General features: G+C 44.3%; 10 protein-coding genes. 2 read left to right on the top strand and 8 right to left on the bottom strand.

The genetic code is table 11. The annotated features are described in order from the left end of the window. Positions 1-361: 361 nt before the first annotated feature. From BLR53_RS08245 to BLR53_RS08265, 5 genes are all read right to left on the bottom strand, one after another. A complete protein-coding gene (locus BLR53_RS08245) occupies positions 362-2,047 on the bottom strand; it encodes a sodium:solute symporter family transporter (protein WP_037438426.1) in 1,686 nt (561 codons plus the stop codon). 30 nt (positions 2,048-2,077) lie between these two features. After that, complete coding sequence (gene araA / locus BLR53_RS08250; protein ID WP_037438425.1) at positions 2,078-3,580, bottom strand: L-arabinose isomerase; 1,503 nt, start codon at positions 3,578-3,580, stop codon at positions 2,078-2,080. A 10-nt stretch (positions 3,581-3,590) separates the two neighbouring features. After that, entirely contained in the window at positions 3,591-4,289 is a 699-nt protein-coding gene (araD, locus tag BLR53_RS08255) for an L-ribulose-5-phosphate 4-epimerase AraD (protein WP_037438424.1), read from the bottom strand. Positions 4,290-4,294: 5 nt separating this feature from the next. Beyond that, positions 4,295-5,971, bottom strand: a complete 1,677-nt coding sequence (locus BLR53_RS08260; protein WP_074589292.1) for a ribulokinase — start codon at positions 5,969-5,971, stop codon at positions 4,295-4,297. 234 nt (positions 5,972-6,205) lie between these two features. After that, positions 6,206-6,913 carry an NUDIX hydrolase gene (locus BLR53_RS08265; RefSeq protein ID WP_037438423.1) on the bottom strand — a complete coding sequence of 236 codons (708 nt, stop codon included), beginning with the start codon at positions 6,911-6,913 and terminating at the stop codon, positions 6,206-6,208. Between the two features lie 147 nt (positions 6,914-7,060). On the opposite strand from BLR53_RS08265, the gene BLR53_RS08270 reads away from it, so the two are divergent. Then, entirely contained in the window at positions 7,061-8,239 is a 1,179-nt protein-coding gene (locus BLR53_RS08270) for an aldose epimerase family protein (RefSeq protein ID WP_083332040.1), read from the top strand. A gap of 59 nt (positions 8,240-8,298) precedes the next feature. Further along, positions 8,299-10,305 (top strand): transketolase, encoded by a 2,007-nt coding sequence (gene tkt / locus BLR53_RS08275; RefSeq protein WP_074588930.1) that lies wholly within the window; start codon positions 8,299-8,301, stop codon positions 10,303-10,305. A gap of 87 nt (positions 10,306-10,392) precedes the next feature. Here tkt and BLR53_RS08280 read toward each other — a convergent pair whose 3' ends face one another. Genes BLR53_RS08280 through BLR53_RS20275 form a run of 3 tightly spaced genes read right to left on the bottom strand, consistent with a single transcriptional unit; the run spans position 10,393 to position 16,007 of the window. Next, the gene (locus BLR53_RS08280) at positions 10,393-11,607 is read right to left on the bottom strand and encodes an efflux RND transporter periplasmic adaptor subunit (RefSeq protein ID WP_074588932.1); all 1,215 of its coding nucleotides are present in this window, start codon (positions 11,605-11,607) and stop codon (positions 10,393-10,395) included. Beyond that, entirely contained in the window at positions 11,591-15,436 is a 3,846-nt protein-coding gene (locus BLR53_RS08285; RefSeq protein ID WP_342342065.1) for a CusA/CzcA family heavy metal efflux RND transporter, read from the bottom strand. Before BLR53_RS08285 ends, BLR53_RS08280 begins: the two co-directional genes overlap by 17 nt. Next, on the bottom strand, positions 15,420-16,007 hold the full coding sequence (locus tag BLR53_RS20275) for an efflux RND transporter permease subunit (protein ID WP_342342066.1): 588 nt from the start codon (positions 16,005-16,007) through the stop codon (positions 15,420-15,422). The genes BLR53_RS08285 and BLR53_RS20275 overlap by 17 nt, the downstream gene beginning before the upstream one ends. Between the last annotated feature and the right edge of the window lie 81 nt (positions 16,008-16,088).

Consider the following 16,088-nt stretch of genomic DNA (forward strand, 5'->3'; position numbering starts at 1 on the left):
TGTTTGAATTTAAGATCTGCCTAACCTTAACCATGTTGTTCATTCCTGAAATAAGTATACCGGTTAGCTTGCTTTACGCTAAAAGGCTATTGAGCCGGTATTGACAGGGTATTCAGTCGGTAATTGGGTATATCAACACCGACTCAACACCGTATCAATACCCTATCAACACCGTTTTAACCTTTAACAATATCCGAATGTGAATGCAGATTCCATACTTTCTCAACGAAATAAAAAAGAGCCCGGTGGAATACCGAGCTCTTGCACAAAAAACTTAATTTTCTAATCTGTCCAACTTTTGGGGTTTACTTCAATGATACAGGCTCTTTATTTTTAATTGAAATTTTGACAGTTTGAGCCTTTACCAGAATTTTACGTAAAGGGCAGTGATGATTAAAAGCGTAAGGATAATCAATGCCATGGTTGAAGGTTTAACTTTAAACATGGATTTGTCCAGTTCAAATGCTTTCGGATTAATTTTAGGTCCTGCAAAACTCATCACAATCATAATCAGCATTGTGAAGCCGAACGATAATCCCATACAGATGTGAAAAGGAATTTCATAACCGCCGTTTCCATTCGGATATGCAGTGTAGAGTATATTTTCATTACCCATAACCGCAGGGGCAAACTCGTTGAAAAACACAGAGAAAATGAAACCCGCAAGGACGCCTGCAATAGCCGCAGAGCCAGTAGTTCTTTTCCAGAACATTCCTAAAAAGAACATAGCAAATACACCTGGGCTGATAAATCCTGTATATTTCTGTATATAGGTGAATCCACCCACACCGCCAATGCCCAGGACGTCATTCCAAGTGAAAAGTATTGCCAGAATCAGCCCCGCAAATACGGTAGTCCTTCCCACCAATACAAGTTCTTTTTCATTCGCATCTTTTTTGAAATACTTTGAATATACGTCTAATGTGAAGATGGTTGAGATACTGTTTACCTTTCCGGCAAGAGAAGCTACGATAGCAGCTGTAAGTGCTGCCACAGACAGTCCTTTCAGTCCGGTAGGGAGGAACGTGAGTACTGCAGAATATGCACCGTCCTTGCCGCCTATCAGCTGCGGGAGATGGCCGCCTTTGTAAAGAACATAAGCAGCTATACCTGGAAGCATCACTATTAAGGGCATTAATAATTTAAGTAACCCTGCGAACAGAATTCCCGTTCTTGCAGTATGCAGATCGGCACCCAGCGCGCGTTGTGTAATATACTGATTGCAGCCCCAGTAATTTAGATTGATGATCCAGATTCCTGCAACATAAGAAGCCAGTCCGGGGAACGTCAGGTATTTGCTGATCTCGTTTTGTGTCGATTCTGCAGTAGGCTTTGGAATAATCATTTTAAAATGCTCCGGAGCTTGTTCCATCAGCACATTAAAACCAGCAATTGCATTGCTGCCCACGCCGAATTTCTCACCAACTACTGTTAATGCAATATAAGTGGTAACTAATCCGCCCAGAATCAGAACGCCCACCTGGATTACGTCTGTGTACGCCACTACTTTCATTCCTCCTAATGAAATAAACAGTGCGAAGACAGCCAGTGCAATCATAATGATATGCAGATAACCTCCTCCTGTCAGGCCATTAATGGCGACTGCACCGAGATAAAGAATGGATGTCAGGTTAACAAAGACATACAAAAATAACCAGAAAATAGCCATAATTAAGGCTACGGATTCATTATACCGGGTCTGGAGAAATTGTGGCATGGTATAAATCTTATTTTTGAGGTAGACCGGGATAAACCAGACAGCCACAATAATTAGGGCAATGGCTGCAATCCACTCATAGGCAGCTACAGCAATACCAAGGAAAAATCCTTCGCCACTCATACCGATGAATTGCTCAGCCGATATATTGGATGCTATTAGTGAAGCTCCGATAGCCCACCACGTTAATGTGCCTTCAGCCAGGAAGAATGCTTTCGCATCCTGTTCATCTTTTTTCCTTTTATGGTATATCGAGTAGCCGTATCCTGATACAACCAGAAAGTAGATAATGAAGACCACATAATCTGCAGTCACTAAACTATTGCTCATAAAGTATATTTGGTTAGGTAATTCCTGGATTTATCTGTTTAACTGGTAATAGGCATCATTCCATCTAAGGTCATTCTGCAGTTGCTGAATTTGCGTATGGTTATCGATACCAACGTATTCAATGCCCGCCATGCCCGCGAAATCGGTTAGGTGTTCTGCAGTCAGGTTTTCGCTATAGCAGGTATGGTGTGCACCTCCGGCATAAATCCACGCTGCGCACCCCGTTTTCATATCGGGTTGTGGTTTCCACAATACTCTGGCAACCGGCAGTTTGGGCAATTCATGCTCCTGCTGGACGCCATCAACTACATTTACGAGCATTCGGAACCTGTTGCCCATATCTACTATAGAAGCATTTAATGCCGGACCATTCTCTGCGTTAAAGATCAGTCTTACCGGATCTGCTTTCCCGCCTATCCCCAATGGATGAACTTCACATTTTATTGGTCCTTTAGCTAATGCGGCATCAACTTCTAGCATGTGTGAGCCCAGGACAAAAGAGTTGCCGGGTTCAAAATGGTAAGTGTAATCTTCCATGAAAGCATTCGCACCTTTAAGACCACTACCCATTACTTTCATGGTTCTGACTAGTGCTGCCGTTTTCCAGTCTCCCTCACCGGCAAAGCCATAACCTTCACTCATTAAACGCTGTACTGCAATTCCAGGTAATTGGCTAATGCCATACAAATCCTCGAAAGTGTCGGAGAATCCCTTGAAATTTCCGTCTTGCAGGAAGTTACGCAGACCTATTTCAATCTTGGCCGCTTCACGTAAAGAAGCATGCTGTGCAGCTCCTTTTTGCAGGTTTACAGCCAGTTCATAGGAGTCGGCATATTCTTTAACCAGACGGTCAATATCTGCATCTGAGGTCTGGTTTATAACTTTAACAAGATCGCCGATCCCATAAGTATTTACGGAGTAGCCAAACTTAATCTCTGCCTCAACCTTATCGCCCTCAGTTACCGCAACGTTACGCATGTTGTCACCAAAACGTGCAAATTTTGCTCCCTGGAGGTCTGCCCATCCAGCCGCAGCCCGCAGCCATGCACCTACACCTGCCCGTAATTCCGGATCTTCCCAGTGACCTGCAACTACTTTTCTGTTAATGCGCATTCTGGACATGATGAAACCGAATTCGCGATCTCCATGCGCACTTTGATTCAGATTCATAAAGTCCATATCCATCGTGCTCCATGGGATATCACGGTTAAACTGGGTATGCAGGTGTAAAAGTGGTTTTTGCAATATTTTTAACCCGCCTATCCACATTTTAGCCGGTGAAAATGTATGCATCCAGGCAATAATGCCTATGCAGTTTTCTGATTGATTGGCCTGTTGACAGACCTCATAAATTTCCTCATGCGTCTTAACAGTTGGTTTAAACACAATTTTTACGGGTATTTCCGATGCGTCATTAAGCGCGGCTGCAATTTTCATGGAATGTTCAGCAACTTGTCTCAGTGTTTCCTCACCGTATAAATGCTGGCTTCCTGTAATGAACCAGGCTTCTGATTGTTTAAGATTTATAGTCATCTGATTTTTTTTATTGGCCGTAGTATGAGTCCGAGCCGTGTTTTCTTTCGTAATGTTTTTTAATTAATGCTGCTTTCATTGGCTGAACAGCAGGGTTTATCTGCATAGTGAGAAAAGCCATTCTGGCCAGTTCTTCTACAACAGCGCTATTGTAAACGGCTTTCTCTACAGTGCTACCCCAGGTAAAAGGGGCGTGGTTACCCACTAGAATCATTTCCGTTTCCTTATAGTTCAATCCTGAAATTTCCAGGTGTTCCATAATCTGGAAGCCAGTCTCATATTCATAATTACCACTGATTTTTTTATCATCCATCGGCGGCGCGCATGGTACTGCAAGTGTCGTGTGGTCAGCATGAGTGGTGCCAAAGACCGGGATTGGTTCCAATGCCTGGGCCCAGGCTGTTCCGTAAGTAGAATGGGTATGAACAATTCCGCCTACTTCCGACCAGTGCTTATAAAGTACGGCATGTGTCTGCGTATCTGAAGAGGGACGTAGATTCCCTTCGACAGTTTGACCGTCAAAATCTACGATAACCATTTTTTCCGGTGACAATTCTGAATAAGGAACCCCGCTTGGTTTAATCGCAAAAACTCCTTTTTTCCGGTCTGCGGCACTGGCATTTCCAAAAGTAAAAAGTACTAGTCCAAAGGCTGGCAACTGCATATTCGCTGCATAGGCCTCTTCCCTGATATCTTCGTAGTTATTCATTTGATTTAAGGTTGATGTTGTTCAATAAAATTTCCCAAAGCCAGATACTGACCAAATCTGGACTCATAATACCCCACCTTTTCTGGTTCTGGTTCATAGACTGCGTCGAATCCACTTCCCATGCCCTTCATCGCCTCTTCCACAGTGGGATAAATCCCGGCAACTACTGCGGCAAATATGGCGGCGCCTAATGCGCAGGTATGTTCGAACTGATGAATGCGTATTGGCATATTGAGAACATTAGCCATCATCTGCATAATATAAGGTGACTTCTTCGCCACACCGCCGATGCCTATAATTCCCTTTACGGGGATACCTTCGCTGGTAAAACGATCTACAATGTTTTTGGCACCGAAACAGGTAGCTTCCGCTAGTGCACGGAACATTCGGAGCGCATCGGTGCCCAGATCCAGGTTAATCAGTGCACCTTTTAATTCCTGATTGGCGTCTGGTGTCCTTCTTCCGTTAAACCAGTCCAGACCAAGCTCATCGTCAGCAGATAATGGCAGTAGCGCAGCCTGTCTGCTTAATTCAGGAATTAGCCGGTCAGTCAATTCCTGTTCCAGTGCAGCAGCAGTTGCCGCATCGATCAAGGCTGATTGCGCAAGCAGGTTTTTTAATGGCCATGACAATAGTTGTCGGAACCAGGCATAAGTATCACCGAAAGCCGATTGCCCTGCCTCCAGACCTGTCATTCCGGGAATAACAGATCCATTGACCTGGCCGCAGATACCGTGGATAAGTTTACCGTTGATATCAGCCGCAGGGGCGACAAGAATATCACAGGTTGATGTACCCATTACCTTACTGAGATGATAAGGTTCGATTTGCCCACCAACAGCACCCATGTGTGCATCAAAAGCGCCTACACCGACCTGAACTGCAGTGTGCAGGCCTAGCTTTTCTGCCCATTCTTCTGACAGGGTGCCGGCAGAGATATCGGAAGTATATGTTTCTTTGAATAATCTTGAGGTGAAGCCATTTAATAGGGGATCCAGTGAACTGAAAAATTCTTCAGGTGGCAGTCCCCCAAATTCCTCTGCCCAAAGTGCTTTGTGTCCTGCAGCACAGCGACTTCTTTTCATGCTGGTAACGCTGGTTCCTCCGGTTAGCAGAAAAGGGATCCAATCACAATGTTCTACCCAGGAATAGCAAGCTTCACGAACTGCTGCGTCTGCGCGTAAGGTACGGAGTAGTTTTGCCCAGAACCATTCCGAGGAATAAATGCCGCCGCAATAGGAGAGGTAATTTGTATCAAATTTGACTGCATGCGCATTGATTTGTGCAGCTTCTTTAACAGCAGTATGGTCTTTCCATAGTACGAACATAGCATGAGGATTATCTTCAAATCCTGGTAATAATGCGAGTGGGACCCCGGCTTCATTCACTGCTACGGGTGTCGATCCGGTTGTATCTACTGCAATAGCCCGTACGGCCGAGGCAATATCCTTTTCTTCAGCCTGTGCCAGACATGATTTTATCGTATAGATGAGTCCTTCCGTATAATCCAGCGGATGCTGGCGAAACTGGTTGCCGGAGGGGTCACAATATAAACCCTGTTTCCAGCGGGGATAGTTGAATACCGAAGAAGCAATTTCTTTTCCGTTCGTTGCGTTGATCAGGACGGAACGGACAGAATCTGAACCGTAGTCAACCCCGATAACATATTGGTCTGTTTTCATCAGTTTTATAATTTGGTTAGCTAATGGATATACCATCAGATTTATAAATGTCTAATTAACGTTTATTTATTTGGTAAACGAAATTATTTAGGAAAAAAGCAGATAATTTTTTTTCAGTGTCGCAAGAGAAATGCGGCGGACTGGTAATCAAAACTTGTCTGATTACTGTTTCAGGAAAGATTATGGGATGAAATGGCGAAAAAAGAAATGGCCGGCGATTGCCGGCCATAAAGATTAACTAATCAGGTTTTCCGGATTAGGAATGAAATTCAGAAAAGCCTGGAACTTGGCTTTATATTTTTTCTTGTCTAGTTTGAAATAGAAAGCACCTTTTTTAGAGTTAGATTTATCTTTCTCTTCCAGCTTGATCAGCAGGCCTGTAGAAGTTAGTTTACGTATAAAATTACGGTTGTCAATTTTCGTATTGTATACGCCTTCGTATAAACTTTGCAGCTGCGGGATAGTGAATTTGCGCGGTAACAGCTCAAATAACAGCGGGTGGAGTGCAGCTTTATACCTGATTTTCTGTTTGGCAATTTCCACCATTTCATCATGATCAAAGATCAGCTTCGGCATTTCGTTAATCAGAAACCATTCGGCATGGTACTGGTCACTGAGTTGTGTCTCATATTTATGAATATCAATTAAAGCAAAATAGGCTACAGAAACTACACGTTCCATCGGGTCACGGTCTGGACGGCCAAAAGCATGTAGTTGTTCCAGATAAACTCCGTCCAGTCCGGTCAACTGAAGCAGAATCTTGTTGGCTGCCTCATCCATGCCTTCGTCGGGATTAATGAAACCACCCATCAGACTCCATTTATCTTGCTCGGGTGCAAAGCCCCTTTTGATCAGCAGGATTTTTAAATGTTCACCATCGAAACCGAAGATGATACAATCTATAGCAACAAGTATGCGTTTTTTATTCGTAGCGTCGGTCATTAGTGGTGTTTTAGGCTAATTAGATATAATGACTAAATTTGATATTAATAATTTTTACGCAAAATATGAAGAATTTATATTAATTGTTGTTATGACAGTTAATATAAATTTGACTAATTTGCTTTTGCTAAATATAAACATGTAATTATGAAATTGAACCGTTACGTCTTTCCTGCAGTGGTATTATTTGCAGGATTATCTACTGCCTGTACTTCTGAACGCGCTAAGCAATCAGCGGTAGACTCGCTGAACCATAGTTCTGCTGCAGTAGCTCTGCCCGATTCGCTGGCTTTTCAGGGAAAATATAATGAACAGGCAACTCATTTATACGTATTAAAAAATAAAAGTGGCGATGAAGCCGCAATTACCAATTATGGTGGCCGGGTAGTGTCGCTGCTTGTAAAAGATAATAAAGATCAACTCGTCGACGTAGTCCTGGGCCATGATGCTATCGGACCTTACCAGGAACAACCGGAATCTTATTATGGCGCCCTGATCGGCAGATATGGGAACCGTATAGCAAAAGGGAAATTCACCCTCAATGGTAAGAGCTATCAGCTGCAGGTAAATAATGGCTTAAACTCATTGCATGGTGGAACTGATGGTTACCAGGCCAAAGTTTGGACCGGCGTGCAGGTAGATCCGCAAACCCTGGAACTTAGTTATACGTCCAAAGATGGCGAAGGCGGTTATCCTGGTAATTTACAGGTTAAAGTTACCTATACGCTACAGGATGATCATTCTTTAAAGATCGCTTATGAAGCAAAAACAGATAAAGCCACGCCAGTTAATCTCACTAATCATTCCTTTTTTAATCTGAACGGCGCTGGTGATCCATCGGTATTGGACCATATCGTTCAATTAAATGCTGATGAATATACACCTGTTGATACCGCTCTGATACCAACCGGCAAGCTGGCTAAAGTTGTGGGTACACCTTTCGATTTCACCAAACCAACGCCAATAGGAGAGCGGATTGATGCAGACGATGCTCAGCTTAAAAATGGTAAAGGATATGATCACAATTTTGTATTGAGAAAAGGGGCAGGTCTGAAGCAGGCCGCGATAGTAAGCAGCCCAAAAACAGGGATCGAAATGGAAGTGCTTACCGACGAGCCAGGCGTACAGTTCTACACCGGAAACTTTATGACGGGTGAAAAAGATAATGGAAAAGGAAAAGGCCGTTACGGATACCGTTCTGCTTTCTGTCTGGAAACACAGCATTTCCCGGATTCACCGAATCAGGCATCATTTCCCTCTACCATTTTACAGCCAGGTAAAACACTTAATTCCACAACTGTCTATAAGTTTTCTGTCAAAAAATAAACCTTAGAAAACAAAACGGCGCGAATGTGATTGTTTAATTGTACACCTAATTATTTGATATGGAGTCAGAAAACAACTTAGAACAACAAGCGGTCGATACGATTCGCGTGTTATCAATAGATGCAGTGCAGAAGGCTAATTCCGGTCACCCCGGAATGCCTATGGGAGCTGCGCCAATGGGTCATGTGCTGTATGCACATACGATGAATTATAATCCTGGAAACCCTGAATGGGCAAACAGGGATAGGTTTATCCTTTCTGCTGGTCATGGCTGTATGTTGCAGTATAGCTTATTGCACCTAACCGGATTTGATGTCAGCATAGATGATCTGAAAAATTTCAGGCAGCTGCACAGTAAAACTGCCGGACACCCCGAACATGGATTGATCGATGGTGTGGATGTCACGACCGGTCCGCTTGGGCAGGGGTTTGCTAATGGAGTCGGTTTTGCCATTGCGCAGAAGCATTTGGCTGCCCGGTATAATAAACCAGGCTTCCCGATTTTTAACTATAAAATATATGCCATTTGCAGCGATGGAGATATGATGGAGGGAGTAACTTCGGAAGCAGCATCGCTTGCCGGGCATCTCGAGCTCGGTAACCTGATTTATCTGTATGATGACAACCATATATCCATTGAAGGCGATACAGCAATATCTTTTAATGAGGATGTCGCTAAAAGATTTGAGGCTTATAACTGGCATGTTCAGGTGGTGGAGGATGGAAATGATCTGACAGCTATTCAGAATGCGGTTCGTAATGCACAACTCGAGACACAGAAACCATCCCTGATTAAAGTCCGTACACAGATCGCTTATGGTAGTCCGAATAAAGTAAATACTGCCGGAGCACATGGTTCGCCCCTTGGTCCTGATGAAATTAAACTGGTCAAAGAAGGTTTCGGTTTTGACCCTGAATCCTTTTTTGAAGTTTCTGCTGAAGTTGCAGATTTTTATAAAAAAGCTGGAGACAAAGGTAAAACGACTAATCAGAAATGGGATGAACTCTTTGCTGCCTATGAACAGGAATTTCCCGACCTGGCTGCTGAGTATACACTTGCCAGAAAAAAACAATTGCCGGAAGGTTGGAAGGAGCAGCTTCCTGTATTTGAACCATCCAAAGATAAAATGGCTACCCGTGTAGCCTCAGGAAAAGTTTTGAATGCGATTGCTGATAAGCTGCCGGGATTAATTGGTGGCGCGGCTGATCTTGCACCGTCCACTGAGACATTATTGAAGAAATTCACCAGCTTTAGCAGCGAAGACAGGGGCGGAAGGAACCTTCATTTTGGAATCCGGGAGCACGCTATGGGGTCGGCACTTGTGGGTATGGCACTAACCGACGGTGTAATTCCATACGGAGCTACATTTCTAATATTCTCTGAATATATGCGTCCTCCGATCAGGCTGGCCGCCATCATGAAAATCAGACCTATATTTATCTATACACACGATAGTATAGGTTTAGGAGAGGATGGCACAACTCACCAGCCAGTTGAGCAATTAATCGCATTACGAGCAATTCCCAATATTACTTTAATCAGGCCTGCAGATGCAAATGAAACTGCACAAGCATGGAAGGTTGCGCTGGAACATAATGATGGTCCGGTGGTACTGGTTTTAACCCGTCAGGGTCTTCCCGTCTTGGATCAGCAGAAATATGGAAAAGCAGAAGGATTGGAAAAAGGAGCTTATATTCTTTCTGAAGCATCTGTCGAGGCGAAACTGATACTGATTGCTACAGGTTCCGAAGTTGCGCTTATATTGGAAGCACAACAAGATTTGGAAGCTGCCGGAATTCCTGTTAGAGTAGTAAGTATGCCTTCCTGGGAGTTATTTGAAAAGCAGGATGCTGCTTATAGGGAGTCCGTTTTTCCGAAAAATATCCGTAAAAGACTCGCCGTTGAGACCGGTTCCCCTTTAGGCTGGCATAAATATGTTACAGATGAAGGAGATATCCTGGCTATGCATACCTTTGGTGAATCTGCTCCGGCAGAGGATCTGTATAAGGAATTTGGTTTTACAAAAGAGAATGTGATCAACAAAGCGAAAGCACTGCTGGATTAACCATTCGTAATAAGGTAAAAGGCGCTGAGACAAAATCTCAGCGCCTTTTTTAATTATATATCTTTGTTAAGATAGCTACTTCACCCATTAATGAGAATCACTGCCGCCGGTAATTTTTGAAAGCAGATAAAACGCACCTTTAGTTGCGATCCTTGCATCTTCAGAAAGCGTTTCAAGCGGACTGATCTGGATAAAGCCCAGTTCGGCAGTGCCCGTTTTCACTTCAAGTTTTCTGAAATGAACTTCTTTCGAACCTGCTTTAGTTTCGCGCTTACCTTGATCCTCTTTCTGATGATTATCAACTACAAAAATATATTCACGTCCTGCCGATCTAACTACAGCATCCTGTGGAACGGCTGTGGTGTGCTCTTGCCCGATATTAATTAATGCGGTTACATACATACCCGGAATAAGATTCTTTCCTGCCTGATTATCTATAACAGCATGTACAGTTACGCCCTTACTTTCATCTTCAAAAGATTTGTTGATACCGGTAATACGACCCGTTACCTGCTGATCATCCTGATTAGTGAGCTGAAAGTTTACTTCCTGACCATTTTTAACTTTCATCAGATCCTTTTCGAACACAATCAGGTCACAATGAATCTTGGAATTATCAACAACTTCCATTACTGAAGTGCCAGGCTGAATAAAAGAGCCGGTATTTGCAGTGATCTTCCCGATGGTACCCGAGATTGGAGAACGCAGTGGAAAACCATGTTTCATTTTTCCTGCAGAAACCTCTCCCGGAGAAATACCTAGCTGGCGTAATTGATTTTCAATTGCAGCAATACCAGACTTTTCAGATAAGTAGGCCGCTTCTGCAGACTGAAAGAATTTGCCGGTACCCGCCCCAGCCTGACGCAACTGCTTTTGCCGCTCATATTCGGCAGACGTATAACTAAAACTGTTTTTTGCAGAAAGGTAGTCCTGCTGTATTTTTAGCAGGTCTTGATTCTCAATACTGGCAAGGACCTGTCCCTTACGCACTTGTTCGCCTTCCAGCACAGAGATATTACTGATAATCCCGCCTGATAATACACTTACATTTGCCCTGTTTTGCGGCGGAACTGCAAGCTGTCCGTTCGCTTTGACTACGGTATGTAGGTTTTTCATAGACACAGTGCCTAGTTTTATGCCAACAGCTTTCATCTGCGCTTCATTCAGCGCTATTTCTTCTTCCTCATGCCCATGTTCTTCATGAGAAGCTTCTGCATTTTCTCCTTTTCCCTGTTGACAGCTTTGCAGTAAGAGGAAGGGAACGAAAAGCAGGAGCAGGGTGACTTTAATTAGATGCTTCATTTTTTTCTCCTTTTAAATAGTGTAACTGAATAACCGATTGATTGCTGCGGTCTGCGGCTTCCAGATAAGACAGTCTTGTCTGGACCACTGCAGACAGGTGTTGCACATATTCCATGTATCCGATTTCTCCCAGACGGAAAGATACCTGGGCAATACGCAGCTGTTCCTCTGCCTGAAGTAGGCCCTCAGATAAGTACCATGCGAGCTCTTTGGCAGAAAGTTGGGCTTGTTCCTGCTCCTGTACATATTTGAGTTCCAGCAGCGACCTGTCTTGCTCCAGTGTTTGCATGGCAACCTGCAGTGCAATTTTCTCACTGCTAATCTTTGATTTGCCTGCTTTAAACCAAAGTGGGACCGCAATTCCTGCCTGGAACCCTGCTATCCTGGTCCCTGGAAAATAGGTTCTGGATATATTAGCCGGGTTAAAGCCTGAAATAAGCATTTGCTGGCTGTAGCCGACATTAAAATCGGGCATAAGCCTGGCCTTTTCTACTTTTATTTTTCCAGATATGACCTCAATCTGCTGTTGTGCATACAGCAGCTGCGGATTATTGCTTAAGACTTCCTTACTGACAGATTTGTATTGTAATAAAGGTAAACCTGCAGCCGGCAGTCTGATTGATAAAGATTTGCCTGTCAACTGTTCCAGAATACGCTGCTGCTGATCTTTAGCAGCGATAGTTCTCATTAATAACAATCGGATTTCCTGATATTTTTGTTTTGCCGTCATCAATTCCAGGCTGGAGGTCTCACCCGTTTTAAATCTGGAAGTCGCCTTTTCCCGAAAATCCTGGTAGATACTATCCTGATAATTTAGCAAGCGGATAGTTTCCAGCTCATGCAGCAGACTGTAATATGCCTGGGTAATTGCTTTGCGCACTTCCATTGTCGTCATTTTGCCGGCGTTAACAGCAAGACCCGTCTGACTTTCCAATAGTTTATGCTGACTGGTATATAATCCTGGCCATGAAAATTCCTGGCTGATACTAATCGCATTGTCATTGTTTCCGCCGCCAGTTGGGTCTTGACTGAGAGTGAATACCGTTTTAGGCAGGTCGGTTCCGGAACCTTGCAGGGCTTTGGCCTGTTCAATGGTTAAACCGGCCTGCTTAAGCTGCCGGTTACCGGTTGCGGCATCTTCCAGCAGCTGGTTTAGCTGCGTATCCGCAGCTAGTTCTGTCTGTACAGGTTTAGAGCGGAAATCCTGTGCCTGAATTGTGCCCGTACCTGCCAGCACAAGAAATAATACTGCCAGGGTTTTACCTGTTTTACCCAGCCCTTTACTCTCGTCTTTTCCGCTGAACAGGATATAAAGACAAGGTAGAACGAATAGTGTCAGAAAGGTAGCCATTAACAGTCCTCCGATAACTACTGTGGCCAGTGGGCGTTGTACTTCTGCTCCTGCACTACCTGATAAAGCCATAGGCAGGAAGCCAAACGAGGCTACGGCTGCGGTCATTAGGACAGGTCTAAGTCGAATCTTCGTACCTTCCAATACCCGCTCGTAAATATCGGCTACACCCTCTGCTTTCAATTGGTTGAAAGAACCGATCAATACAATTCCATTTAGTACTGCGACGCCAAAAAGAGCGATAAAGCCAACTCCTGCTGAGATGCTGAAAGGCATATCCCGCAGGTGCAATGCAACAATACCGCCCATTGCGGCAAGAGGAACGGCGGTAAAAATCAGCAGACTTTGTTTCACCGAACGGAAGGTCAGGTAAAGTAAGGCAAGAATTAAAAGCAAGGCGGCAGGAACTGCAAGTGATAACTTTTGCTTGGCTGCCTGGAGGTTTTGGAACTGGCCACCATAGGTAATGAAGTATCCAGTTGGCAGCTTCACTTTCTGATCAATCAGCTTTCTAATTTCTTTCACTGTACTCTCTACATCCCGGCCACTAATATTAAAACCTACGAAGATCCGGCGTTTGCCATCCTCGCGACTCACTTGAGCCGGAGCTTCCTTGAAGCCGATATCTGCTACCTGGCTTAGCGGGATGCGATGTCCGGAGGGCAGCGGAATCAGCAGGTTTTCTACATCGGTAATATTATTCCGGAGTTCATCCTGCAGCCTTACGACCAGATCAAACCTTTTCTCCCCCTCAAAAACAACTCCGGAGACGCTCCCGGCAAATGCAGTTCGCAGGATCATATTCACATCGCTGATATTCAACCCATACTGGGCAATCTTATTCCGGTTATAGTTAACCGTAATCTGGGGCAGGCCACTTACTTTTTCGATATAAGGCTCTGATACACCCTTTACAGGTGCGATAAGTTTAGAAATTTGTTCTGCCTGGACAGCCAGAACATCCAGATCTTCCCCAAAAATTTTAATAGCAACATCCTGGCGGATTCCAGTCATGAGCTCGTTAAAACGCATTTGCATTGGCTGAGTAATTTCTACTTGAATTCCAGGAATCAGTTCAAGCTCTTCCTCCATCTTTTCCATCATCTCGTTGCGCGTCTTTGCAGAAGTCCAATCTGATTTAGGTAGCATAGACAACATCATATCGCCCCTTTCCAGTGGCATAGGATCTGTCGGAATCTCCGAACTTCCGATCCGGGTAACCGCTTGTTTAACCTCGGGGAACTTAGCTTTCAGTAAGGCCTCTGCTTTGCCGAACGTACTTACGACTTCGGATAATGAGGTACCCTGCATCATCGAAATTTCTACGGTCAGATCGCCTTCTTCCAGAACAGGAATAAATTCGCCGCCCATCCGGCTGAAAAACCAGATTGACAAGACGAAAAGCACTAAAGTAATCGAAACGATAAAGGTTCGGATACGCAGAACTTTAACTAATGCGTTGTGGTAATACCGCTGTAAATGGACTATCATACGATCAGACCAGCTCTCCTTATGTACGGTGTTTTTGCTGAGAAACAAGGCGCTCATCATTGGTACATAGGTAAGTGAGAGGATAAATGCTCCTAAAATGGCGAATACTACAGTTTCAGCCATGGGACGGAACATTTTACCTTCTATGCCCATCAGGGCAAATAGCGGCAGATAAACAATCAGAATAATCAGTTCACCAAAAGAAGCGCTGGTTCTTATTCTGGAAGACGCCTGATAGACCTCTTCATCCATTTCTTTTTGTGTAAGCCTGATTTTTCCGCTTTCATTTTTTCGTGTGCTTAGACGGAAGACTATAGCTTCAACGATAATGACTGCGCCATCCACGATCAACCCAAAATCTATAGCACCAAGACTCATCAGGTTCCCGGATACACCGAAGAGCCGCATCATAGCGAAAGCAAAAAGCATAGCGAGCGGAATAACAGAGGCAACTACAAGTCCTGCCCGCAGATTACCTAATAACAAAACCAGAACCAGGATCACAATCAGCGCGCCCTCCATCAGATTGGTTTTTACGGTGCTCATGGCACGGCCGACTAACTCCGTCCGGTCAATGATCGGTTCAATAACGACACCTTCGGGAAGTGATTTTTGGATTTGTGCCATACGGGTTTTTACAGCCTTAATGACATCATTAAAGTTTTCACCCTTCAGCATTAAAGTAACCCCTGCTACTGCTTCACCTTCCCCATTCCGGGTAACCGCGCCATAACGGGTGGCGCTTCCAAACTGAACTTTAGCAATATCACGGATTAAAACCGGCCTGCCGGCAATATTCCTGACGACAATACTTCCGATTTCTTCCAGGGAAGCAACCTGGCCGGTGCCGCGGATGAAATACACATTATTCTGCTGTTCAATATAGGAGCCGCCCGTGTTTTCGTTGTTCTTTTCCAGTGCGGTGAATATCTCTGGAATGGTCAGGCCCATTGCATTTAGCTTGTCATTGTCAAGCCGCAACTTCATATTGCTTCACAAAGCCGCCCCAACCGCTTACTTCGGCTACGCCCGGTGTTCCTGCCAGCTGGGTTCTCACCAGCCAATCCTGCAGGGTACGCAGATCGGTCGCACTATATTTTCCCTCGTAGCCCTTTTTAGTGTGGAGGACATATTGGTAAATCTCTCCCAATCCCGTAGTTATGGGAGCCAATATGGTCTTGGCGAGAGCTGGCGGAATATTGGCCTCCGCCTCTTTTAATTGTTCATTGACCTGTTGACGTGCCCAGTAGATATCAGTTTCATCCTTAAAAACAAGGGTGATCACAGAGATTCCTGAGCGGGAAACAGATCTTTTTTCCAGTATGCCCGGAATATTGGCCATGGAAAGTTCGATAGGAGCGGTAATATATTGTTCTACTTCCTGTGCACCCAGGCTTGGTGCCTGGGATATAATCTGTACCTGGTTATTGGTAATATCCGGCTGTGCATCTATCGGTAAATGATAGATAGAATAAATGCCCCAAAGGATGAGTCCAAAGGTCATTAGCCCGATAGCTACCTTGTTCCTGATAGAGAACGAGATAATACGGTCAAACATAAAAATGGTTATAATAGCAGCCAGAAGGGCTGCAATAAGCAAAAAATAACAAGATAAGCCAATGAATTGGCTGGATTAGAT

The sequence above is a fragment of the Pedobacter antarcticus genome (assembly GCF_900103515.1).
GTDB classification, from domain to species: Bacteria; Bacteroidota; Bacteroidia; order Sphingobacteriales; family Sphingobacteriaceae; genus Pedobacter; species Pedobacter antarcticus.

What these genes read in the sequence shown, in the direction of transcription:
- tkt (WP_074588930.1), top strand. Translation starts at nt 8,299, where the DNA reads ATGGAGTCAGAAAACAACTTAGAACAACAAGCGGTCGATACGATTCGC.
- araD (WP_037438424.1), bottom strand. Translation starts at nt 4,289, where the DNA reads ATGAATAACTACGAAGATATCAGGGAAGAGGCCTATGCAGCGAATATG.
- BLR53_RS08260 (WP_074589292.1), bottom strand. Translation starts at nt 5,971, where the DNA reads ATGAAAACAGACCAATATGTTATCGGGGTTGACTACGGTTCAGATTCT.
- BLR53_RS08285 (WP_342342065.1), bottom strand. Translation starts at nt 15,436, where the DNA reads ATGAAGTTGCGGCTTGACAATGACAAGCTAAATGCAATGGGCCTGACC.
- BLR53_RS08280 (WP_074588932.1), bottom strand. Translation starts at nt 11,607, where the DNA reads ATGAAGCATCTAATTAAAGTCACCCTGCTCCTGCTTTTCGTTCCCTTC.
- BLR53_RS08265 (WP_037438423.1), bottom strand. Translation starts at nt 6,913, where the DNA reads ATGACCGACGCTACGAATAAAAAACGCATACTTGTTGCTATAGATTGT.
- araA (WP_037438425.1), bottom strand. Translation starts at nt 3,580, where the DNA reads ATGACTATAAATCTTAAACAATCAGAAGCCTGGTTCATTACAGGAAGC.
- BLR53_RS20275 (WP_342342066.1), bottom strand. Translation starts at nt 16,007, where the DNA reads ATGTTTGACCGTATTATCTCGTTCTCTATCAGGAACAAGGTAGCTATC.
- BLR53_RS08245 (WP_037438426.1), bottom strand. Translation starts at nt 2,047, where the DNA reads ATGAGCAATAGTTTAGTGACTGCAGATTATGTGGTCTTCATTATCTAC.
- BLR53_RS08270 (WP_083332040.1), top strand. Translation starts at nt 7,061, where the DNA reads ATGAAATTGAACCGTTACGTCTTTCCTGCAGTGGTATTATTTGCAGGA.